The sequence below is a fragment of the Serratia ficaria genome (assembly GCF_900187015.1).
In the GTDB taxonomy this organism is placed as follows: domain Bacteria; phylum Pseudomonadota; class Gammaproteobacteria; order Enterobacterales; family Enterobacteriaceae; genus Serratia; species Serratia ficaria.
Window position 1 is genome coordinate 2,306,610 of sequence record NZ_LT906479.1, and the last position, 20,205, is coordinate 2,326,814.

The window sequence follows — 20,205 nt, forward strand, 5'->3', positions numbered from 1 at the left end:
CAATTAGAGCAAAGTCAAGCGTCACCTGCAGGTTGACGGCAGGTTATTTCCCCAACTGAAAAAAATGATACCGTCAGGTGAGTTATAGCATTTTATGTATCCGTATGTAACCGCTTAACGTAGTCATCATAGGTGAAGATCTCCACCTCCGGCGTTTTTCCCAGGGCAACCTGCCCGAGGCCCTGGGCCAGCTGTTGCACATCTTCTTGATTCAACACGGTTATAAAACCAAAACTGTTGCTGCCCAGTTCGTGGTGAACGCCACTTTCGTCTGTCACCGACGTGACAAATCCTTCGCGGGTCAATTGCCCGGTCAGTTTGGCCAAATCGGTTAATCCTGCTTCCTGGTAGTGAAAAGTCACCACAAAGCACGTTGTTGCGGATTGACTCATAAATCACCTCTTGGTATATGGATAGCTTGATATTAGTCCAAAAAATTAATGCAGGCGTCCTTACAAGTTGTATATGCTACGCAACTCATTGAAAGGAGTGAGGGATTCTGTGAAAACAAAAATAGGTTGTCTGACGGCAATTCTGCTTTTGTCGGGGTGCGCCAAAGACCCGCAAACGGCAAGTACCATTTCAGGCAGTGGCACCCCGCGCGGCGGTTGGCTAAAGCAGCCCCCGCCGCAGGCACCGGTAAACCGTACGGGCACGCCGGTAGCCTATAACGATTATATTCGTCAGGCCGCCAGCAACTATGGCGTTGATGAAACCTTGATTAAGGCGATTATTCAGGTGGAGTCGGGGTTTAACCCGAATGTGGTCAGCACCTCGAACGCGGTGGGATTAATGCAGCTCAAGGCGTCTACCGCCGGGCGCGACGCCTATCGGATGAAGGGAAGGAACGGGCAGCCAAGCTCGCGCGAGTTGAAGGATCCGGCGGTCAATATTGATCTGGGAACGGCCTATATCAATATTCTTCAAAGCCAGCAGCTAGCCGGGATCAACAACCCACAGACCCTGCGTTACGCGACCATCGTTTCTTATGTCAACGGCGCGGGCGCCATGCTGCGCACCTTTTCGTCCGACAAGCGGGTGGCGGTGAACCGCATCAACCAGATGAGCCCGGATGAGTTTTATCAGCACATCCAGAAAAAGCACCCGGCCCCGCAGGCGCCGCGCTATTTGTGGAAGGTGACCACCGCCTATCAGGCGATGTCGCAGTAACCCCATCCAGTGCAAGAAACGGCCGCTTCAAGCGGCCGTTTTTAGGTTCAATCACCGGCAAAATAGCGACCCATCTCTCATTTCTTGTTATTTCCCATCCTGTTACCTGAAAAACCGCACGAAAAGTTAAATTTACATTAACGACAAAATCTTTACGTTTATTCAGCAAGTTACCGGTAACATTTTTGCCGTCGCTCACATTCTGGTCTTCAATAAATATACAAATAAGTAACAAATTATTTTAAAAACCCGTATCGACCGCAAGGTTGAGGTTAAATAGTTGTGATTATCTTTGGATGGAATGTGACATGTCGGACGATAAAACTAACAATTCACGGCGCGATTTCCTGCTGAAATCGATGACCTTAATTCCCGCGGCGGTGATCGGCGGCAGCGGCGTTAGCGCCCTGACGGCCTCGGCCCCCGCGGTTGCCGCAACAGACACCGAAAAACACCCCGATTACCAACCGACCTTCTTCACCCCTGAAGAGTGGGCGTTCGTCAAGGCGGCCGTGGCGCGGCTGATCCCGGCCGACGAGCGCGGCCCCGGCGCGCTGGAAGCCGGCGTGCCGGAGTTTATCGATCGCCAGATGAACACCCCGTACGCCACCGGATCGATCTGGTATATGCAGGGGCCGTTCAACCCGGACGCGCCGAAGGAAATGGGCTACCAGCTGCCGCTGGTGCCGAAGCAGATTTACAACCTCGGCATCGCCGACGCCGACGCCTACAGCAAAAAAACCGCCGGCAAGCCGTTTGCCGAGCTGGACGCCGCGCAGCAAGACGCCATGCTGCAGAAGTTTGAGTCCGGCGATGCGCAATTCGACCAGCTGCCCGCCAAGCTGTTTTTCTCTTACCTGCTGCAAAACGCCCGCGAAGGTTTCTTCAGCGATCCGATCCATGGCGGCAATAAAGACATGGTCGGCTGGAAGCTGATTAATTTTCCCGGCGCGCGCGCCGACTTTATGGACTGGGTTGAGCGAGGGGAGCGATATCCCTTCCCACCGGTATCAATTCGTGGGGAGAGAGGCTAACCATGGCAACGGTAATGAAAAAAGTAGACGCGGTGATCGTCGGCTTCGGCTGGGTCGGCGCGATCATGGCCAAAGAGCTGACCGAGGCCGGTCTCAACGTAGTGGCGCTGGAGCGCGGCCCGATGCGCGACACCTACCCGGACGGCTCGTATCCGCAGGTGATCGACGAACTGACCTATAACATCCGCCGCAAGCTGTTCCAGGATCTGTCGAAAAGCACGGTGACCATTCGCCACAACGGCAGCCAGACCGCGGTGCCTTACCGCCAGCTGGCGGCGTTCCTGCCGGGCACCGGCGTGGGCGGCGCGGGGCTGCATTGGTCCGGCGTGCATTTCCGCGTCGATCCGATCGAGCTGCGCATGCGCAGCCACTACGAAGAACGCTACGGCAAAGGCTTTATTCCGAAGGACATGACCATTCAGGACTTCGGCGTCACCTACGACGAGCTGGAACCCTTCTTCGACAAGGCGGAAAAAGTGTTCGGCACCTCCGGCACCGCCTGGACCATCAAGGGGCAGAAGGTAGCGCAGAAGGGCGGCAACCGCTTCGCGGCCGACCGTTCCAGCGATTTCCCGCTGCCGGCGCAGAAGAATACCTTCTCCGCCCAGCTGTTCGAGAAGGCGGCGCTGGAAGTGGGCTATCATCCCTATAACCTGCCTTCCGCCAACACCTCCGATTCGTACACCAACCCGTACGGCGCGCAGATGGGGCCATGCAACTTCTGCGGTTTCTGCAGCGGCTATGCCTGCTACATGTATTCCAAGGCTTCGCCGAACGTCAACATTCTGCCGGCGCTGCGCATGGAGAAACGCTTCGAGCTGCGCACCAACGCCAACGTGCTGAAGGTCAACCTGACCGACGACAAGTCCCGCGCCACCGGGGTTAACTATATCGACGCGCAGGGCCGTGAAATCGAACAGCCGGCCGAGCTGGTGATCCTGGGCGCGTTCCAGTTCCACAACGTGCACCTGATGCTGCTGTCGGGCATCGGCAAGCCTTACGATCCGGTGACCGGCGAAGGGGTGGTCGGGCGCAATTTCGCCTACCAGAACATGACCACCATCAAGGCGTTCTTCGATAAGGACGTGTTCACCAACCCGTTCATCGGCGCCGGCGGCAACGGCGTGGGCGTGGACGACTTCAACGCCGACAACTTCGACCACGCCAAAGAAGGCTTCGTCGGCGGTTCGCCGTTCTGGGTCAACCAGGCGGGCACCAAGCCGATCTCCGGCCTGCCGACCCCGCCGGGCACCCCGGCCTGGGGCAGCAAGTGGAAGGCGGCGGTGGCGGATGCCTATACCCACCACATCTCGATGGACGCCCATGGCGCGCATCAGTCGTACCGCAACAACTATCTGGACCTCGATCCCAACTACAAGAACGTGTTTGGCCAGCCGCTGCTGCGCATGACCTTCGACTGGCAGGAAAACGACGTCAAGATGGCGCAGTTCATGTACGACAAGATGGCGCCGATCGCCAAGGCGATGAACCCGAAACTGATCGCCGGCAGCCCGAAAAACGCCAACAGCCACTTCGACACCACCAGCTACCAGACCACCCATATGAACGGCGGCGCGGTGATGGGGGAAGATCCGAAGACCAGCGCGGTGAACCGCTATCTGCAGAGCTGGGACGTGCACAACGTGTTCTCGATCGGCGCATCGGCCTTCCCGCAGGGGCTGGGCTACAACCCGACCGGCACCGTGGCCGCGTTGGCTTACTGGTCTGCGCGCGCCATTCGCGAGCAGTATCTGAAGAACCCGGGCCCATTGGTGCAGGCATAAGGACGGCGAGCGATGAAAGCATTTGTACCGGCACTGGTTCTCAGTGCACTGAGTTTTTCCGCGTGGGCGCAGGACGCGACGGTCAGCAGCGAGCTGATCAAGCGCGGCGAGTATCTGGCGCGCGCCGGCGACTGCGTGGCCTGCCACACCAACGGCAAGAGCGGTAAGACCTTCGCCGGCGGTCTGGCGATGGAAACGCCGATCGGCACCATTTACTCCACCAACATCACGCCGGACAAGAAAACCGGCATCGGCGATTACAGCTTCGAAGATTTCGACAACGCGGTGCGCAAAGGGGTGGCCAAAAACGGCAGTACCCTGTACCCGGCGATGCCGTATCCGTCGTTCGCGCTGGTGAAAGAGGACGACATGCGCGCCATGTACGCCTATTTCATGCACGGCGTGCCGCCGGTGGAGCAGGCCAACCAGGACTCCGATATCCCCTGGCCGCTGTCGATGCGCTGGCCGCTGAGCATCTGGCGCGGCATTTTTGCCCCGACGCCGGCGGATTTTGTGGCTGACGCCACGGCCGACCCGGTAATCGAACGCGGCCGTTATCTGGTCGAAGGCCTGGGCCACTGCGGCGCTTGCCACACGCCGCGCAGCATCACCATGCAGGAGAAGGCGCTGAGCAATAACGACGGCGACGACTATCTGTCCGGCAGCAATGCGCCGATCGACGGCTGGGTGGCGTCGAGCCTGCGCAGCGATCGCCAAGACGGGTTGGGAAGCTGGAGCGAAGCCGAACTGACCGAGTTCCTGAAAACCGGCCGCAACGACAAGTCGATCGTGTTCGGCGGCATGAGCGACGTGGTGGAGCACAGCCTGCAGTACCTGAGCGATGAAGATCTGACGGCGATCTCGCGCTACCTGAAATCGCTGCCGCCAAAAGGCGGCCAGCCGCAGGCGGCGCCGGTGGAAGACAGCGTCGCCAAAGACCTGTGGCGCGGCAACGACAGCAAGCCGGGCGCGGCGCTGTACGTCGATAACTGCGCGGCCTGCCACCGCACCGACGGCGTGGGCTACAAACGCGCCTTCCCGGCGCTGAAGGGCAATCCGGTGGTGCAAACCGAAGACGCCACTTCGCTGATCCACATCGTGCTGACCGGCAACACCACGCCGGCGGTGAAAGGGGCGGTATCCAACATCACCATGCCGCCGTTCGGCTGGCGGCTGAACGATCAGCAGGTGGCGGATGTGGTGAACTTCATCCGCTCCAGCTGGGGCAACAGTGCCAAACCGGTGAGCGCCTCCGACGTGGCCGACGTGCGTAAAGACCGCTCGATGATCCGCGACGAGCGCGAAATGGGCAGCGCCGCGGTGCCGGATCACCCGGACGCCAACAAGTAACCTCCTGTTGAGGGCCTCGCAAGAGGCCCTCCGTTTTTGCGGCCTTCAGCCGGTTTTGACAGCATTTTCTGCTCGCAAATCACCCAGTCAGCCGACAAAACATAGACCCGGGCGGCATTTTTCATTATTCTTTGCCGTCCTTTCGTCAGGCAAAAGTATGAAATATTGCTTTAATCATCTGATTAATATTAAAAAACTCGCGGAGAAGGATATCCCGTTAAGCGCAATCGTTGTCGCTGCAGATTAAGGTAGACTGTCTCATGAGTACGATTTCTCCCGATTCAGGCCGGCTGGCGACCGCTCAGCAGGCCAATAAATGGAACAAGACCGACACCGTCTGGATGTTCGGCCTCTACGCCACCGCGGTGGGTGCAGGCACCTTGTTCCTGCCGATCAACGCCGGCCTGAACGGCCCGCTGGTGCTGTTGCTGATGGCGCTGTTCGCTTTCCCGCTGACCTATTTGCCGCACCGGGCGCTGAGCCGCTTCGTGCTTTCCGGTTCGAGCCGCGACGGCAACATCCACGACGTGGTGGTCGAACACTTCGGCGTGCTGGCCGGCAAGATCATCATGGTGCTGTACCTGATGGCGTTTTTCCCGATCGTGCTGGTGTACAGCATTTCGATCACTAACGCGCTGGACAGCTTCCTGATCCATCAGTTCCACCTGACGCCGTTGCCGCGCATCTGGCTGAGCCTGGCGGTGGTGACGGTGTTAAATCTGGTGCTGCTGCGCGGCAAGGACAGCATCGTGGCGGCGATGGGCATGCTGGTGTTCCCGCTGCTGGTGTTCCTGATGGGCATCTCGCTGTACCTGATGCCGACCTGGAATACCGCCAACTTCGCCAGCGGCCTGGCCAATACCCGGTTCGACAGCCCGGCGCTGTGGCATTCGCTGTGGTTGGCGGTGCCGGTGATGGTGTTTTCCTTCAGCCATGCGCCGATCATCTCGTCTTTCGCCTCCACGCAAAAAAGCCTGTATGGCGAGCTGGCAGAGCGCCGCTGCGCGCGCATCATGCGCTACAGCTATCTGCTGATCTGCGTCACCGTGCTGTTTTTCGTCTTCAGCTGCGTACTGAGCCTGTCGCATGAGGAAATGCAGCAGGCGAAAGATCAAAACATCACCGTGCTGACGACGCTGGCCAACAAGTTTTCCAATCCGCTGATTGCCTATCTCGGGCCGGTGATGGCGATGCTGGCGATGGCCAAATCCTTCCTCGGCACCTCGCTGGGCGTGACCGAAGGGGCGACCAGCCTGATCGACGGACTGACGCGCGCGGTCGGCAAGCCGCTGAGCTCGCGGGTGACTCACCGCATCTCTGCGGTGGCGCTGTTCCTGCTGACCTGGGCGGCGACGGTGTGGAACCCCAGCGCCTTGCATATCATCGAGACCATCAGCGGGCCGTTGATTGCGGCGATCCTGTTTATCCTGCCGATGTATGCGGTGCGCGCGGTGCCGGCGATGCGCCGCTATCGGGCGCTGAGCAACGCGTTCGTGCTGGTGATGGGGCTGATTGCGCTGTCGGCGCTGATTTACGGCCTGGTGTGAAACTTTTCGGCACATTGTCCTGAGGTGCCTTCCCCCGCGTTTAACGGCCGTCTTGAATGGCTGGGCCGGGTCGGTTTAAGCAAACCGATCCGGCGGAAAACTTGCCGTGCCTTTTGCTGAAATCATCAACCTCCTTGCGGCGACAGCGTCATTATTTTCAATATCGCTGTCCTGATTTTTCCTGGCGACCAGTGTCGCTCTGGCGGCGGCAACGGCGCGTTGTGTGGCGTATCAGCGCGCCGTGTTCGCTGTAAGTCCGTAAGCGCAGTGTGTAACGTGGATATTGAGCTGAGGACAGCCTCATCTTGAAACCCGGTGATCACCCTTGGAGGACAACATGACACTATCTCAACAGAATGCTGTTTCTACGCTGGCGGATGACGCCACTTTGCGTACGGACTTGGCCACGGTAGCGACAGGAAAAGGTGCCGATTTGGTGGCAACGCCGCAAGGCGGCACGCTGACCGAAGCGATGGGGTTTATTACCCCGGAAATGTTTGGCGCTGTCGGTGACGGTGTCGCGGATGATACCGCAGCTATTTATCAGGCCATTGAAGCGGCGCGGCAGCACGATACTCCCCGTGTTTACGGCAAGGGTATTTACGGCATTTCCGGCTCCATCAAGATCGATAATTTTGCTAAAGGCCTTGAACTTAACCTGGCGGGGCTAGTGGCTTTGACGGGGTTCCCTGATTACACGGACTGGAAAAAAGCCACTGCGGCCATTTTATTGGGGACCAACGGCGGCAGTCAGGTGGGCTTGAGCATTCGCGTCGGTTATTTTCACGGCGCGGATAAAGCCACGCTATTTAAGCTGCAGCGTGTTGGCGCCGGAGGGTCGCATTTCCACGCCGGCAGTGTGAAAAATGCCGTTGGCGTATTCCAGTGTACCGATTCCGATGCATCAACCTCGGCGTCGAACCGCATCACCGGGAATTACTGGGATGTGGGGGTATTTGGCATTCGAATCAAGCGGGCGGGCGCCTATATTTGTGAAGGCGCCAAGATTAGCGTTGGCTTTATAACCAACTTCAAATACGGGGGAATTCAATTATTCGATGGGGCACAGTATTTCCAGATTTATGGCACCGACATTGATTTTTGCGGTAAATACCTGACTCAGCTGGAAGTGAATGCGTTGCCGGGCACTGATGTGCGCGGTATGCAGGCCGTCAGCGGAGCGGTGTCTTGCGAGGTGGTAGATTATTACAGCCAGCCGGCAGGTAAATTCTATGTGCTGGTCGCCGAAGCGCAGGAAACCACCGGCGGAAAATCGGCATATACCCAGGGCAGCAGCCTGGTGATTGACGGCGTAACTTACACCATTGTTTCAATTACCACCCCTACGGCGAAGCAGGCCTATTTTGATGTTATCCATGGTTTCCAGGGCGCCAGCTTCGGCAAGGGAGAAGCGCAGTTTGGCTATTGCTCGCGTATCGTTGGCGGGATGCAACACACGTCGTTTTTCAAATGGCATAACTCATTTGACATTAACTCCAATATGTTGAACGGTCTGTTCGTGAATAACACCGGCAGTGAAATGACCTTCAGCGATAAGTATCGCAATGTGAATTTGCTGAGATTTAACACGGTTAACCAGACCTTGACGCTGCCGGGGGGGTTAACCAATGGCGGGCGTCGCATCTACGGTGATCAACTGTCCCCTACGCTGGCTTCGGGCACCATGACAACAATCAAAACCTTCAGCTATGCAGGTGATGGTGTGAGCAGCGGCGTAAAAGAAGTGTGGGAGGTCGTGTGTTCCGGGCCAAATGGCCTGAATGGCATCGGCGGAAGTTTTTCGGTGCATGTCAGCAACACCGGGATAGAACTGGTCGGTACTTTACCTGATTTCCCCACGTTTTACGCGAGCGGTTTTACTCTGCGAGCGCAGCAAAATGCCCAGCCGAGCATGAAGCTCGGCCTGGTGTTTAATCGCAAGTAAATTTTTCAACCCGACGCCACTGCCGGGAGTGACCCGGCAGTGGCTAGCGAAGGGTAAGATGATTTTCCCCTGCATGGAGCAAGAGAAGGTGCCGGATTGAGGCACAATCGGCCTTTTTCTGCTCAGGCGGCGCCCGGCGCGTAGGTGGAGATAATCTCCAGCACGCCGTTGATAATGAACTGCACCCCCATGCAGACCAGCAGGAAGCCCATCAGCCGCGAGATAGCCTCGATGCCGCTTTTGCCCACCAGGCGCATGATGGCGCCGGAACTGCGCAGGCAGACCCACAGGATCACCGCCACCGCCAGAAAGATCGCCACCGGCGCCACCAGCAGCACCCAGTGGGCGAATCCCAGCGTGTTTTCTTTGACGCTCGACGCGGAGCTGATGATCATCGCAATGGTCCCCGGCCCGGCGGTGCTGGGCATCGCCAAGGGCACGAAGGCGATATTGGTCGAGGTTTTTTGGCGCAGCTCATGGGTTTTGCTTTCCACCTCCGGCGCCTCGTCCGCGCTCTGCTGCGGGAACAGCATGCGGAAGCCGATAAAGGCGACGATCAGCCCGCCGGCGATGCGCAGGCCGGGAATGGAAATGCCGAAGGTGTTCATGACCACCTGACCGGCGTAGAACGCCACCGTCATGATGAAGAACACGTAGACCGACGCCATCAACGACTGCTGATTGCGTTCTTCGCGCGTCATGTTGCCCGACAGCCCGAGCAGCAACGCCACCGTCGTGAGCGGGTTGGCCAGCGGCAGCAGCAGCACCAAACCCAGTCCGATGGCCTGGAATAACTGCAGAATACTCGTCATGTCATCAGATTCCCTGTGCAAAGTGTGAGCCGCCGTGCGACGGCAAAGCAAAGAGTAGCCTGCCTCGCCGGCGTCGGCAACGCCGCGGTGGCGGGGCTTTTGTTATTTATGGCGTTTTCACCGGGGGGCAGGGTGAAGCGCGGCTATTGCGCACCAATTGCCACGACCGCCGTGACCGGGACGCTACCATGGGCGCGCTTTAAATAATAATGAGTCTTGCCATGAAACATGATCTGTCTATTTTACTGGGGAAAGTTCGTCGTTTTCTGCTCTGCAGCGCGTTTCTGGCGGCGCTGGCGGGCCTGATCTTTATCGACGTTCACTGGCTGCATAACTTCGTCTATGAAACCTCGCTGACCGAGATTGCGCAGGAGCTGATGCTGGCTACCATCTCGGCCAGCTTCTTTATCGCCGCCTGCCGAGACGTCGCTTACCGGCCGGCATGGGTGCTGGTCGGCGGCTTTTTTCTCTGCATGCTGATCCGCGAGATGGATTTCGCCTTCGACCTGCTGTGGCATGGCGCCTGGGTGTGGTTCGCCCTGGCGGTGACCCTGGCCTGCCTGGCGTATGGCGTGCGCCATCGGGCCGCCACGCTGCGCGGCCTGGTGTATTTTACGACCCATCCCGGCTACGGCATGATGTGCGCCGGCCTGCTGTGCATTCTGGTGTTCTCGCGGCTGTTCGGCATGAACGCGCTGTGGCAGGAACTGATGCTGGAGGGCTACAACCGGGTGGTGAAAAACATGGTGGAGGAGGGCTGCGAGCTGATGGGATATGCTTTCTGCCTGGTGGCGACGCTGGACTATATGAAGAGCCCGGCCGGCGCCGATGCGGCCAAACCCTGAAGCGCGGGCGAGGCGGCGGTTTATTTATCCGGAACAATTTTAGTGATACTATTCACTTAGCCGAATACGGCCGCGAAGGTATGCTTTCCATTCTGTGTACCAAGTTAGGTATCAATCTGGCAATTGTGGGCGAGATCCGAAACCTAACTGACTAAATCCAAAATCAATTTTCGTACTGCATGTGATCTGTCGTGTGGGTCACCACTGTAGATAAGGAATTATTAATGCCCGTTATTACTCTTCCTGACGGAAGTCAGCGTCATTTCGAAAGCCCCGTATCCCCTCTGGACGTTGCCCGCGACATCGGCCCTGGCCTGGCGAAAGCCTGCATTGCCGGGCGCGTCAACGGCGAGCTGGTCGACGCCGGCGATCTGATTGAATCCGATGCGCAGTTGGCGATCGTGACCATCAAAGACGCCGAAGGCCTGGAAATCATGCGCCACTCTTGCGCGCACCTGTTGGGGCACGCCATCAAACAGCTGTGGCCGGACACCAAAATGGCCATCGGCCCGGTGATCGACAACGGTTTCTACTACGACGTCGACATCGACCGCACCCTGACGCAGGAAGACCTGGATCTGCTGGAAAAGCGGATGCATGAGTTGGCCGACAAGGATTACGACGTCATCAAGAAGAAGGTCAGCTGGCAAGAAGCCCGCGACACCTTCGCCGCGCGTGGCGAAAGCTACAAGGTGGCGATCCTGGATGAGAACATCAGCCATGACGACCGTCCTGGCCTGTATCACCACGAAGAATACGTCGACATGTGCCGCGGCCCGCACGTGCCGAACATGCGTTTCTGCCATCATTTCAAGCTGCAGAAAACCTCCGGCGCTTACTGGCGCGGCGACAGCAAAAATAAAATGCTGCAGCGCATCTACGGCACCGCCTGGGCAGACAAGAAGCAGCTGAACGCCTATCTGCAGCGTCTGGAAGAAGCGGCCAAGCGCGACCACCGCAAGATCGGCAAGCAGCTCGACCTGTACCATATGCAGGAAGAAGCGCCGGGCATGGTGTTCTGGCACAACGACGGCTGGACCATTTTCCGCGAGCTGGAAGCCTTTGTGCGCATGAAGCTCAAAGAGTACCAGTACCAGGAAGTGAAAGGGCCGTTCATGATGGACCGGGTGCTGTGGGAAAAAACCGGCCACTGGGAAAACTACAAAGACGCCATGTTCACCACCTCGTCGGAAAACCGCGAGTACTGCATCAAGCCGATGAACTGCCCGGGCCACGTGCAGATCTTCAATCAGGGCCTGAAGTCGTACCGTGATTTGCCGCTGCGCATGGGCGAATTCGGCAGCTGCCACCGCAACGAGCCATCGGGTTCCCTGCACGGTTTGATGCGCGTGCGCGGCTTCACTCAGGACGACGCCCACATCTTCTGTACCGAAGAGCAGGTGCGCGCCGAAGTGAACGAATGCATCCGCATGGTCTATGATGTGTATGGCACCTTCGGCTTCGACAAGATTGCGGTGAAGCTGTCTACCCGCCCTGAGAAGCGCATCGGCACTGACGATATGTGGACTCGTGCGGAAGAGGACCTGGCCGCCGCGCTGACTGAAAACGGTATTCCGTTTGAATATCAGCCGGGTGAGGGCGCCTTCTACGGACCAAAAATTGAATTTACCCTGCATGATTGTTTGGATCGCGCATGGCAATGTGGTACCGTGCAGCTCGATTTCTTCTTGCCGGGCCGTTTAGGCGCGTCGTATGTTGGCGAAAACAACGATCGCGTAGTGCCGGTAATGATTCACCGCGCCATTTTGGGCTCCATGGAACGTTTCATCGGTATCCTTACCGAAGAATACGCCGGGTTCTACCCGACCTGGATTGCTCCGGTGCAGGTGGTGGTGATGAATATCACCGACAGCCAGTCTGATTACGTCCAGCAATTGACCAAAAAATTGCAGGATGCAGGTATTCGCGTCAAAGCGGACTTGAGAAATGAGAAGATTGGCTTTAAAATTCGCGAACATACTTTACGTCGAGTCCCTTACATGTTGGTGTGCGGTGATAAAGAGGTCGAAGCAGGCAAAGTTGCCGTTCGTACCCGCCGTGGCAAAGACCTGGGAAGCCTGGACGTAAACGAAGTCGTAGACAAGCTGCTGAAAGAGATCCGCAGCCGTAGTCTTCATCAACTGGAGGAATAAAGTATTAAAGGCGGAAAACGAGTTCAACCGGCGCGTCCTAATCGCATTAACAGAGAAATTCGCGCGCAAGAAGTTCGCCTAACCGGCGTCGATGGCGAGCAGATTGGTATTGTCAGTCTGAATGAAGCTCTTGAAAAAGCTGAGGAAGCGGGTGTTGATTTAGTAGAAATCAGCCCAAATGCCGAACCGCCAGTTTGCCGAATCATGGATTACGGCAAATTCCTCTACGAGAAGAGCAAGTCGACCAAAGAACAGAAGAAGAAGCAAAAGGTTATTCAGGTCAAGGAAATCAAATTCCGTCCTGGCACCGATGATGGCGACTATCAGGTCAAACTACGCAACCTGATTCGCTTTCTGGAAGATGGCGATAAAGCCAAAATCACCCTGCGTTTCCGCGGGCGTGAAATGGCGCACCAACAGATCGGTATGGAAGTGCTTAACCGCGTCCGTAAAGACCTGTGCGAAGATTCTGATCTGGCCGTTGTCGAATCCTTCCCTACGAAGATCGAAGGCCGTCAGATGATCATGGTGCTCGCACCGAAGAAGAAACAGTAAGGCTTCCAAGTAATCGAACCCGCGCAGCGCCTGCGTTGTGTGGGTTTTATTCGCCCAACTGATTCGTTGTTTAACAATGCGAAGTGGATTTAATTAAAATGCCAAAGATTAAAACTGTACGTGGTGCAGCCAAACGCTTCAAAAAAACCGGCAGCGGTGGTTTTAAGCGTAAACATGCTAACCTGCGTCATATTCTGACCAAAAAAGCAACCAAGCGTAAACGTCACCTGCGTCCGAAAGGCATGGTGTCTAAAAACGATCTGGTCCTGGTTACCGCGTGCCTGCCGTACGCATAAGCCATTTTTTTTGAATCTAGAATAAGACTTTAGGAGAGAGCATATGGCTCGCGTAAAACGTGGTGTAATTGCACGCGCACGTCACAAGAAAATTATGAAGCAGGCGAAAGGCTACTACGGTGCCCGTTCGCGCGTATATCGTGTTGCCTTCCAGGCAGTAATCAAAGCAGGCCAGTATGCTTACCGTGACCGTCGTCAACGTAAGCGTCAGTTCCGTCAGCTGTGGATTGCACGTATCAACGCAGCTGCTCGTCAGAACGGTCTGTCTTACAGCAAATTCATTAACGGCCTGAAAAAAGCCTCTATTGAAATTGACCGTAAGATCCTGGCTGACATCGCAGTCTTCGACAAAGTGGCCTTCGGCGCACTGGTCGAGAAAGCGAAAGCAGCTCTGGCGTAAGTCAGTGGAAGAGGGAGCTTGCTCCCTCTTTTAATCTTTGTTTTCAGCCACCAATATTGACTTTTATTGCCTGCCGCTATATCACTGGTAGACAATCATCGACAAGGTAACGCAACCATGTACGCTGCTATTTTTCGTTTCTTTTTTTACTTTAGCGCCTGATTTCAGGAGGCTTTGCGCGTAAGAAAAGAAACGAAAAGTAGCGCCTAAGCCTCCCCTGTGGAGGCTTTTTTGTTTTTGGTCATACCCTTTGTCTTTCAAACTACAGCGGCGTTGGCCGCGTGTGTTCACCCCGGTCACTTAGCTATCTAAGCTCCCGGGGATTCGCCCACTTGCCGCCTGGCTGTAGCTTGAAATCCTGTGGGTATGATTTAGGCCAGATAACATAAATTATCAGTCATTACTTAGGGCCATATCGGCCAAAGGAAGAGGAAAGCAATGCCACATCTCGCAGAGCTGGTTGCCAATGCCAAGGCAGCCGTAGAAGATGCCCAGGATGTTGCCGCGTTGGATTTGGTACGCGTCGAATATTTAGGCAAGAAAGGTCATTTCACCTTGCAGATGCAGTCTCTGCGTGACGTGCCGGCGGAAGATCGCCCGGCGGCCGGCGCGGTGATCAACCAGGCGAAGCAGGCGGTGCAGGATGCGCTGAACGCGCGTAAAAACGCGCTGGAAACCGCAGCGCTGAACGAACGCCTGGCTGCCGAGACCATCGACGTGTCTCTGCCGGGCCGCCGTATGGAAAACGGTGGGCTGCATCCGGTGACCCGCACCATCGATCGCATCGAAACCTTCTTCGGCGAGCTGGGCTTCTCCGTGGCGACCGGCCCGGAAATCGAAGACGATTATCATAACTTCGACGCGCTGAATATCCCCGGGCACCACCCGGCGCGCGCCGATCACGATACCTTCTGGTTCGACGCCACGCGCCTGCTGCGCACCCAGACCTCAGGCGTGCAGATCCGCACCATGAAGAACCAGCAGCCGCCGATCCGCATCATTGCGCCGGGCCGCGTCTATCGCAACGACTACGATCAGACTCACACCCCGATGTTCCACCAGATGGAAGGCCTGATCGTCGATAAAGACATCAGCTTCACCAACCTGAAGGGCACGCTGCACGATTTCCTGAACAACTTCTTTGAAGAAGATTTGCAGGTTCGCTTCCGCCCGTCTTACTTCCCGTTTACCGAGCCTTCGGCAGAAGTGGACGTCATGGGTAAAAACGGCAAGTGGCTGGAAGTTCTGGGCTGCGGCATGGTTCACCCGAACGTTCTGCGCAACGTTGGCATCGACCCGGAAATCTACTCCGGCTTTGCTTTCGGCATGGGCATGGAGCGCCTGACGATGCTGCGTTACGGCGTCACTGACCTGCGCGCGTTCTTCGAAAACGATCTGCGTTTCCTCAAACAGTTTAAGTAAGGCGGGAATATCACATGAAATTCAGTGAACTCTGGTTGCGCGAGTGGGTAAACCCGGCCATCGGCAGCGAAGCATTATCCGATCAAATCACCATGGCCGGCCTGGAAGTGGACGGCGTGGAGCCGGTCGCCGGCGCCTTTAACGGCGTGGTGGTGGGCGAAGTGGTCGAGTGCGGCCAGCACCCGAACGCCGACAAACTGCGCGTGACCAAGGTCAACGTCGGCGGCGACCGCCTGCTGGACATCGTCTGCGGCGCGCCTAACTGCCGCGCCGGCCTGAAAGTGGCGGTGGCGACCGTGGGCGCGGTACTGCCGGGCGACTTTAAAATCAAGGCGGCCAAGCTGCGCGGCGAGCCTTCCGAAGGCATGCTGTGCTCGTTCTCCGAGCTGGGTATTTCCGACGATCACGACGGCATTATCGAGCTGCCGCAGGATGCGCCTATCGGTAGCGATATTCGCGACTATCTGCAGCTGAACGACAACACCATCGAAATCAGCGTAACGCCGAACCGCGCAGACTGCCTGGGCATTATCGGCGTCGCGCGCGACGTGGGCGTACTGAACCAGGTGGCGCTGACCGCGCCGGACATGAGCCCGGTTGCTGCCACCACCGACGCCACGCTGCCGATCCGCGTCGACGCGCCGCAGGCGTGCCCGCGTTACCTCGGCCGCGTGGTGAAAGGCATTAACGTCAAAGCCGCCAGCCCGCTGTGGATGCGCGAAAAACTGCGTCGCTGCGGCATTCGCTCCATCGATGCGGTGGTTGACGTCACCAACTACGTGCTGCTGGAACTTGGCCAGCCGATGCACGCCTTTGACCTGAACCGCATCGAAGGCGGCATCGTGGTGCGCATGGCGGAAGAAGGGGAAACCCTGACGCTGCTGGACGGCAACGAAGCCAAGCTGAGCGCCGATACCCTAGTGATCGCCGATCATCGAAAAGCGTTGGCGATGGGCGGCATCTTCGGTGGCGAGCACTCCGGGGTGAACGACGAGACGCAGGACGTATTGCTGGAATGCGCCTTCTTCAGCCCGCTGTCGATCACCGGCCGCGCGCGCCGCCAGGGTCTGCACACCGACGCCTCTCACCGCTACGAGCGCGGCGTGGATCCGGCGCTGCAGTACCAGGCGATGGAACGCGCGACGCGCCTGCTGATCGACATCTGCGGCGGCCAGGCCGGCCCGGTGATCGACGTGACTCATGAAAATGAGCTGCCGAAGCGCGCCACCATCCAGCTGCGCCGCGAGAAGCTGGATCGCCTGATTGGCCACGTGGTGCCGAGCGAGCAGGTCAGCGACATTTTGCGCCGCCTGGGTTGCCAGGTCACCGTACAGGGCGACAACTGGCTGGCGGTCGCGCCGAGCTGGCGTTTCGATATGGAAATCGAAGAAGACCTGGTGGAAGAGGTGGCGCGCGTTTACGGCTACAACAATATTCCCGACGTGCCGGTACGCGCCGATCTGGTGATGACCAAGCACCGCGAGGCCGACCTGACGCTGAAGCGCGTGAAAACCCTGCTGGTCGATCACGGCTTCCAGGAAGCCATCACCTACAGCTTTGTCGATCCTAAAGTGCAGGCGTTGCTGCACCCGGGCGAAGAAGCGCTGATTTTGCCAAGCCCTATTTCGGTGGAAATGTCGGCCATGCGCCTGTCGCTGTGGACCGGTCTGCTGTCTGCGGTGGTGTATAACCAGAACCGCCAGCAAACCCGCCTGCGCCTGTTCGAAAGCGGCCTGCGCTTTGTGCCTGATACTGCGGCGAATCTGGGGATCCGTCAGGATGTCATGCTGGCGGGCGTCATCGCCGGCCATACGCATGATGAACACTGGGATCTGGCGCGCAAGCCGGTCGACTTCTATGATTTAAAAGGGGATCTGGAATCCGTTCTCGAACTGACCGGTAAATTATCCGAAATTCAGTTCCGGGCGGAAGCCAATCCGGCATTGCACCCGGGGCAAAGTGCGGCGATTTATTTGCACGGCGAACGCGTAGGTTTCATCGGTGTGGTTCATCCGGAACTTGAGCGTAAACTGGATCTTAACGGCCGCACCCTGGTGTTCGAACTGGAGTGGAACAAGGTCGCAAGCCGCGCCGTGCCTCAGGCGCGGGAGATTTCTCGCTTCCCGGCAAACCGCCGCGATATCGCTGTGGTAGTGGCTGAAAACGTCGCCGCAGCAGATATTTTGGCAGAGTGTAAGAAAGTTGGCGCAAATCAGGTAGTTGGCGTAAACTTGTTTGATGTGTACCGTGGCAAGGGCGTGGCAGAGGGTTATAAGAGCCTGGCTATCAGTCTGGTATTGCAGGATACCGCTCGTACACTGGAAGAAGAGGAGATAGCCGCTACCGTTGCAAAATGCGTAGAGGCTTTAAAACAGCGATTCCAAGCATCCTTGAGGGATTGAACCTATGGCGCTTACTAAAGCTGAAATGTCAGAACACCTGTTTGAAAAGCTTGGGCTTAGCAAACGGGATGCCAAAGACCTGGTGGAACTGTTTTTCGAAGAGGTCCGTCGGGCTCTTGAGAACGGCGAACAGGTAAAACTGTCAGGTTTTGGCAACTTTGATCTGCGTGACAAGAACCAACGTCCGGGGCGTAACCCGAAGACCGGCGAAGACATTCCGATTACGGCGCGCCGCGTGGTCACCTTCCGTCCAGGTCAAAAGCTGAAAAGTCGGGTGGAGAACGCCAGTCCGAAAGAGTAAGCAACGTGAAACCCAAAAAGGCCGCTTTTGCGGCCTTTTTCTTTGGTGGCTAAAAATTCAGTTTATTCCTAATTAGCCGCTGCGGGATTAAATGCGGAAGCCGATCTCGCGTTAAGGAAATAAAACGAATGATGATTACGGAATGTTCTTATATTAAATGGTTTTTCAATTGAGGTGATTATTTTCCGCTTCAGCCATGATGGTAATAATGCCCCGGTCCGCAGCCGCGGTGCCCACCGCCCCCGTGAGGGCCAAAGCAGCAGGCGCTGAGCTCGGCACCACCAGGGTCAGCAACGGCCCAATGCGTTTAATCATAATAATGCCTCTTTGGTGGCGTCAGCTTAATGATAAATAGCCGCGCGGTTGCGGTACGTCAGATATGGATTAAGCGTGGTAGCGCTCATAATAATTAACAGGCAAAAAAAGAGTGTATGGATTGCGTAAGGACGCCGAAAACGATCTGAAAATAGGCATCGGTGAGATAGGCGACAAATAATCGCGCTGATATAACCACTCCAGCGAGAAAATAAAGTGAGAGCGCAAAATGAAAAAAATCCTGTTGCTGGTGTGTTTACCGCTGCTGCTGCCGATGGCGGCACAGGCCGATGTCTCTATCGATATCAACGTACCGGGCGTTTCGCTGCATCTGGGCGACCAAGACCGGCGCGGCTATTACTGGGACGGCTACGACTGGCGGCCGCCGCAGTGGTGGCACGCTCACCAGGGGCGCGGCCTCGGGGAGCGCAACGAGCGCGGCATGTATTGGGACGGCGGCCGCTGGCAGCACTCCGCACCGCGCGGTTATGAGCATCGGGCGCCGGATCGCGGCGGCAACCCGTTCCACGGCGATGGCGATCGTCGCGACAATGATCATCGCCGTGACGATCGCGGCAACGACAACGATCGCGGCAATGGCGGCCGGGGGAACGACAACGGCCATGGCAAAGGCCAGCCTTATCCGCAAAACAACGACGGCCCGCGCCGTTAATTGACCGCACGGCGGCGGGTTTTGCCATCACTTGGCGGTGACGGGCAGGGCCGGCCGCCGTTTTCCTGCGCTGTTGCGTACGCAATACTTTCCCTTCCGGCGTTAACCCCCTAATATTCGACCCAGACGTTAATTATCCGGCCGCTGCCACGGCCTGCAGGGGATCGCCGCGCCTATGCCTACCAGCCAGACCTTTACCTTATTGCTGCATCGTCAGCGCCATCGCGATAAACGCCATCTGTCGCTGTTGACGCTGGGCGTGGCCGTGGCCTTCGTTTTCAGCCTCAGCGCCGGCGACCATTGGATCTGGCCGTCGCAATGGTTCAGCGATCGGGCGCAGCTGTTTGTCTGGCAACTGCGTTTTCCGCGCGCGCTGGCGGTGATGCTGGTGGGGGCCAGCCTGGCGGTGGCCGGAGCGGTGATGCAGGCGCTGTTTGAGAACCCGTTGGCGGAGCCCGGCCTGTTGGGCGTGGCGAACGGCGCGGGGGTGGCGCTGGTGCTGACGGTGCTGTTGGGCAATGGCCTGTTGCCGGCGGCGCTGATGAGCCTGAGCGCGATCGCCGGGGCCTTGCTGATGACCTTTACGCTGCTCGGCTTTGCCCGCCGGCGGCGTTTGACCAATGCCCGCCTGCTGTTGGTCGGCGTGGCGCTGGGCATCGTGTGCAGCGCGGTGATGACCTGGGCGGTGTATTTCAGCTCCAGCCTGGATCTGCGCCAGCTGATGTACTGGATGATGGGCGGTTTTGGCGGCGTCGACTGGCGGCAGAAATGGCTGGTGCTGGCGCTGCTGCCGGTGCTGCTGTGGCTGTGTTGCCAGGGGCGCGCGCTGAATTTTATGGCGCTGGGCGAGACCCAGGCGCGTCAGCTCGGGCTTTCGCTGCACCTGTGGCGCAACCTGCTGGTGCTGGCGATCGGCTGGCTGGTCGGCGTCAGCGTGGCGCTGGCCGGGGTGATCGGCTTTGTCGGGCTGGTGATCCCGCATATGCTGCGCCTCAGCGGGCTGACCGACCAACGTTATCTGCTGCCGGGCTGCGCGTTGGCCGGCGCCGGGGTGCTGCTGGCGGCGGACGTGATCGCGCGCATTACGTTGCTGTCGGCCGAGTTGCCGATCGGCGTGGTGACCGCCACGCTGGGGGCGCCGCTATTTATCTGGTTACTGATCCGGGTAAAAAGCGTAAGGTAGTTTTTCGTTTCACCTGCC

At 57.7% G+C, this 20,205-nt stretch carries 20 protein-coding genes and 1 other annotated feature; of the genes, 17 read left to right on the plus strand and 3 right to left on the minus strand.

The features are described from left to right. Positions 1-92: 92 nt before the first annotated feature. Entirely contained in the window at positions 93-392 is a 300-nt protein-coding gene (gene ghoS / locus CKW09_RS10930; protein WP_061795475.1) for a type V toxin-antitoxin system endoribonuclease antitoxin GhoS, read from the minus strand. A gap of 109 nt (positions 393-501) precedes the next feature. Here ghoS and CKW09_RS10935 point away from each other — a divergent pair, with 109 nt between their 5' ends. The 6 genes from CKW09_RS10935 (at position 502) to CKW09_RS10960 (ending at position 8,830) form a co-directional block, all read left to right on the plus strand. Beyond that, positions 502-1,170 carry a transglycosylase SLT domain-containing protein gene (locus CKW09_RS10935; protein ID WP_061795476.1) on the plus strand — a complete coding sequence of 223 codons (669 nt, stop codon included), beginning with the start codon at positions 502-504 and terminating at the stop codon, positions 1,168-1,170. A 308-nt stretch (positions 1,171-1,478) separates the two neighbouring features. Beyond that, on the plus strand, positions 1,479-2,204 hold the full coding sequence (locus tag CKW09_RS10940) for a gluconate 2-dehydrogenase subunit 3 family protein (RefSeq protein WP_061795477.1): 726 nt from the start codon (positions 1,479-1,481) through the stop codon (positions 2,202-2,204). Between the two features lie 2 nt (positions 2,205-2,206). Then, entirely contained in the window at positions 2,207-3,988 is a 1,782-nt protein-coding gene (locus CKW09_RS10945; RefSeq protein WP_095097224.1) for a GMC family oxidoreductase, read from the plus strand. 12 nt (positions 3,989-4,000) lie between these two features. Beyond that, positions 4,001-5,338, plus strand: coding sequence for a c-type cytochrome (locus CKW09_RS10950; RefSeq protein ID WP_095097227.1), 1,338 nt, complete (start codon positions 4,001-4,003; stop codon positions 5,336-5,338). A gap of 260 nt (positions 5,339-5,598) precedes the next feature. After that, on the plus strand, positions 5,599-6,885 hold the full coding sequence (locus CKW09_RS10955) for an SLC5/6 family protein (RefSeq protein ID WP_061795531.1): 1,287 nt from the start codon (positions 5,599-5,601) through the stop codon (positions 6,883-6,885). A gap of 337 nt (positions 6,886-7,222) precedes the next feature. Beyond that, complete coding sequence (locus CKW09_RS10960; RefSeq protein ID WP_115939799.1) at positions 7,223-8,830, plus strand: hypothetical protein; 1,608 nt, start codon at positions 7,223-7,225, stop codon at positions 8,828-8,830. Positions 8,831-8,952: 122 nt separating this feature from the next. On the opposite strand, the gene CKW09_RS10965 is transcribed toward CKW09_RS10960, so the two are convergent. Further along, complete coding sequence (locus CKW09_RS10965) at positions 8,953-9,642, minus strand: MarC family NAAT transporter (protein ID WP_095097232.1); 690 nt, start codon at positions 9,640-9,642, stop codon at positions 8,953-8,955. Positions 9,643-9,863: 221 nt separating this feature from the next. Here CKW09_RS10965 and CKW09_RS10970 point away from each other — a divergent pair, with 221 nt between their 5' ends. The 9 genes from CKW09_RS10970 to ihfA all read left to right on the plus strand — a co-directional run bounded on the left by CKW09_RS10970 (position 9,864) and on the right by ihfA (position 18,016). Continuing rightward, positions 9,864-10,487 (plus strand): hypothetical protein, encoded by a 624-nt coding sequence (locus tag CKW09_RS10970; protein WP_061795481.1) that lies wholly within the window; start codon positions 9,864-9,866, stop codon positions 10,485-10,487. 224 nt (positions 10,488-10,711) lie between these two features. Then, the gene (gene thrS, locus CKW09_RS10975; protein ID WP_061795482.1) at positions 10,712-12,640 is read left to right on the plus strand and encodes a threonine--tRNA ligase; all 1,929 of its coding nucleotides are present in this window, start codon (positions 10,712-10,714) and stop codon (positions 12,638-12,640) included. A 3-nt stretch (positions 12,641-12,643) separates the two neighbouring features. Beyond that, positions 12,644-13,195 carry a translation initiation factor IF-3 gene (gene infC, locus CKW09_RS10980; RefSeq protein WP_071586675.1) on the plus strand — a complete coding sequence of 184 codons (552 nt, stop codon included), beginning with the start codon at positions 12,644-12,646 and terminating at the stop codon, positions 13,193-13,195. A gap of 98 nt (positions 13,196-13,293) precedes the next feature. Next, positions 13,294-13,491 carry a 50S ribosomal protein L35 gene (rpmI, locus tag CKW09_RS10985; protein WP_004931418.1) on the plus strand — a complete coding sequence of 66 codons (198 nt, stop codon included), beginning with the start codon at positions 13,294-13,296 and terminating at the stop codon, positions 13,489-13,491. Between the two features lie 43 nt (positions 13,492-13,534). Continuing rightward, positions 13,535-13,891, plus strand: coding sequence for a 50S ribosomal protein L20 (rplT, locus tag CKW09_RS10990; protein WP_004931417.1), 357 nt, complete (start codon positions 13,535-13,537; stop codon positions 13,889-13,891). Between the two features lie 111 nt (positions 13,892-14,002). Further along, positions 14,003-14,127, plus strand: a sequence feature (Phe leader region). Then, a complete protein-coding gene (pheM, locus tag CKW09_RS24790) occupies positions 14,009-14,053 on the plus strand; it encodes a pheST operon leader peptide PheM (RefSeq protein ID WP_152562850.1) in 45 nt (14 codons plus the stop codon). (Overlaps the previous feature by 45 nt.) A gap of 202 nt (positions 14,128-14,329) precedes the next feature. Further along, the gene (gene pheS / locus CKW09_RS11000) at positions 14,330-15,313 is read left to right on the plus strand and encodes a phenylalanine--tRNA ligase subunit alpha (RefSeq protein WP_095097235.1); all 984 of its coding nucleotides are present in this window, start codon (positions 14,330-14,332) and stop codon (positions 15,311-15,313) included. A 14-nt stretch (positions 15,314-15,327) separates the two neighbouring features. Then, positions 15,328-17,715, plus strand: a complete 2,388-nt coding sequence (gene pheT / locus CKW09_RS11005; protein ID WP_095097238.1) for a phenylalanine--tRNA ligase subunit beta — start codon at positions 15,328-15,330, stop codon at positions 17,713-17,715. Between the two features lie 4 nt (positions 17,716-17,719). Further along, positions 17,720-18,016, plus strand: coding sequence for an integration host factor subunit alpha (ihfA, locus tag CKW09_RS11010; RefSeq protein WP_004943604.1), 297 nt, complete (start codon positions 17,720-17,722; stop codon positions 18,014-18,016). 165 nt (positions 18,017-18,181) lie between these two features. Here ihfA and CKW09_RS24720 read toward each other — a convergent pair whose 3' ends face one another. Next, the gene (locus tag CKW09_RS24720) at positions 18,182-18,331 is read right to left on the minus strand and encodes a hypothetical protein (protein ID WP_165283070.1); all 150 of its coding nucleotides are present in this window, start codon (positions 18,329-18,331) and stop codon (positions 18,182-18,184) included. A 229-nt stretch (positions 18,332-18,560) separates the two neighbouring features. Between CKW09_RS24720 and CKW09_RS11015 the strand changes: the two genes are divergently transcribed. Both CKW09_RS11015 and btuC read left to right on the plus strand, forming a co-directional pair. Then, positions 18,561-19,004, plus strand: coding sequence for a DUF2502 domain-containing protein (locus tag CKW09_RS11015; protein ID WP_061795485.1), 444 nt, complete (start codon positions 18,561-18,563; stop codon positions 19,002-19,004). 175 nt (positions 19,005-19,179) lie between these two features. Next, positions 19,180-20,187 carry a vitamin B12 ABC transporter permease BtuC gene (gene btuC, locus CKW09_RS11020; protein ID WP_061795486.1) on the plus strand — a complete coding sequence of 336 codons (1,008 nt, stop codon included), beginning with the start codon at positions 19,180-19,182 and terminating at the stop codon, positions 20,185-20,187. Positions 20,188-20,205 lie beyond the last annotated feature (18 nt).

Bases quoted from the DNA above. Each gene is read 5' to 3' on its own strand.
- ghoS (WP_061795475.1), bottom strand. From the start codon at position 392: ATGAGTCAATCCGCAACAACGTGCTTTGTGGTGACTTTTCACTACCAG.
- CKW09_RS10940 (WP_061795477.1), top strand. From the start codon at position 1,479: ATGTCGGACGATAAAACTAACAATTCACGGCGCGATTTCCTGCTGAAA.
- CKW09_RS10945 (WP_095097224.1), top strand. From the start codon at position 2,207: ATGGCAACGGTAATGAAAAAAGTAGACGCGGTGATCGTCGGCTTCGGC.
- CKW09_RS10950 (WP_095097227.1), top strand. From the start codon at position 4,001: ATGAAAGCATTTGTACCGGCACTGGTTCTCAGTGCACTGAGTTTTTCC.
- CKW09_RS10955 (WP_061795531.1), top strand. From the start codon at position 5,599: ATGAGTACGATTTCTCCCGATTCAGGCCGGCTGGCGACCGCTCAGCAG.
- CKW09_RS10960 (WP_115939799.1), top strand. From the start codon at position 7,223: ATGACACTATCTCAACAGAATGCTGTTTCTACGCTGGCGGATGACGCC.
- CKW09_RS10965 (WP_095097232.1), bottom strand. From the start codon at position 9,642: ATGACGAGTATTCTGCAGTTATTCCAGGCCATCGGACTGGGTTTGGTG.
- CKW09_RS10970 (WP_061795481.1), top strand. From the start codon at position 9,864: ATGAAACATGATCTGTCTATTTTACTGGGGAAAGTTCGTCGTTTTCTG.
- thrS (WP_061795482.1), top strand. From the start codon at position 10,712: ATGCCCGTTATTACTCTTCCTGACGGAAGTCAGCGTCATTTCGAAAGC.
- rpmI (WP_004931418.1), top strand. From the start codon at position 13,294: ATGCCAAAGATTAAAACTGTACGTGGTGCAGCCAAACGCTTCAAAAAA.
- rplT (WP_004931417.1), top strand. From the start codon at position 13,535: ATGGCTCGCGTAAAACGTGGTGTAATTGCACGCGCACGTCACAAGAAA.
- pheS (WP_095097235.1), top strand. From the start codon at position 14,330: ATGCCACATCTCGCAGAGCTGGTTGCCAATGCCAAGGCAGCCGTAGAA.
- pheT (WP_095097238.1), top strand. From the start codon at position 15,328: ATGAAATTCAGTGAACTCTGGTTGCGCGAGTGGGTAAACCCGGCCATC.
- ihfA (WP_004943604.1), top strand. From the start codon at position 17,720: ATGGCGCTTACTAAAGCTGAAATGTCAGAACACCTGTTTGAAAAGCTT.
- CKW09_RS24720 (WP_165283070.1), bottom strand. From the start codon at position 18,331: ATGATTAAACGCATTGGGCCGTTGCTGACCCTGGTGGTGCCGAGCTCA.
- CKW09_RS11015 (WP_061795485.1), top strand. From the start codon at position 18,561: ATGAAAAAAATCCTGTTGCTGGTGTGTTTACCGCTGCTGCTGCCGATG.
- btuC (WP_061795486.1), top strand. From the start codon at position 19,180: ATGCCTACCAGCCAGACCTTTACCTTATTGCTGCATCGTCAGCGCCAT.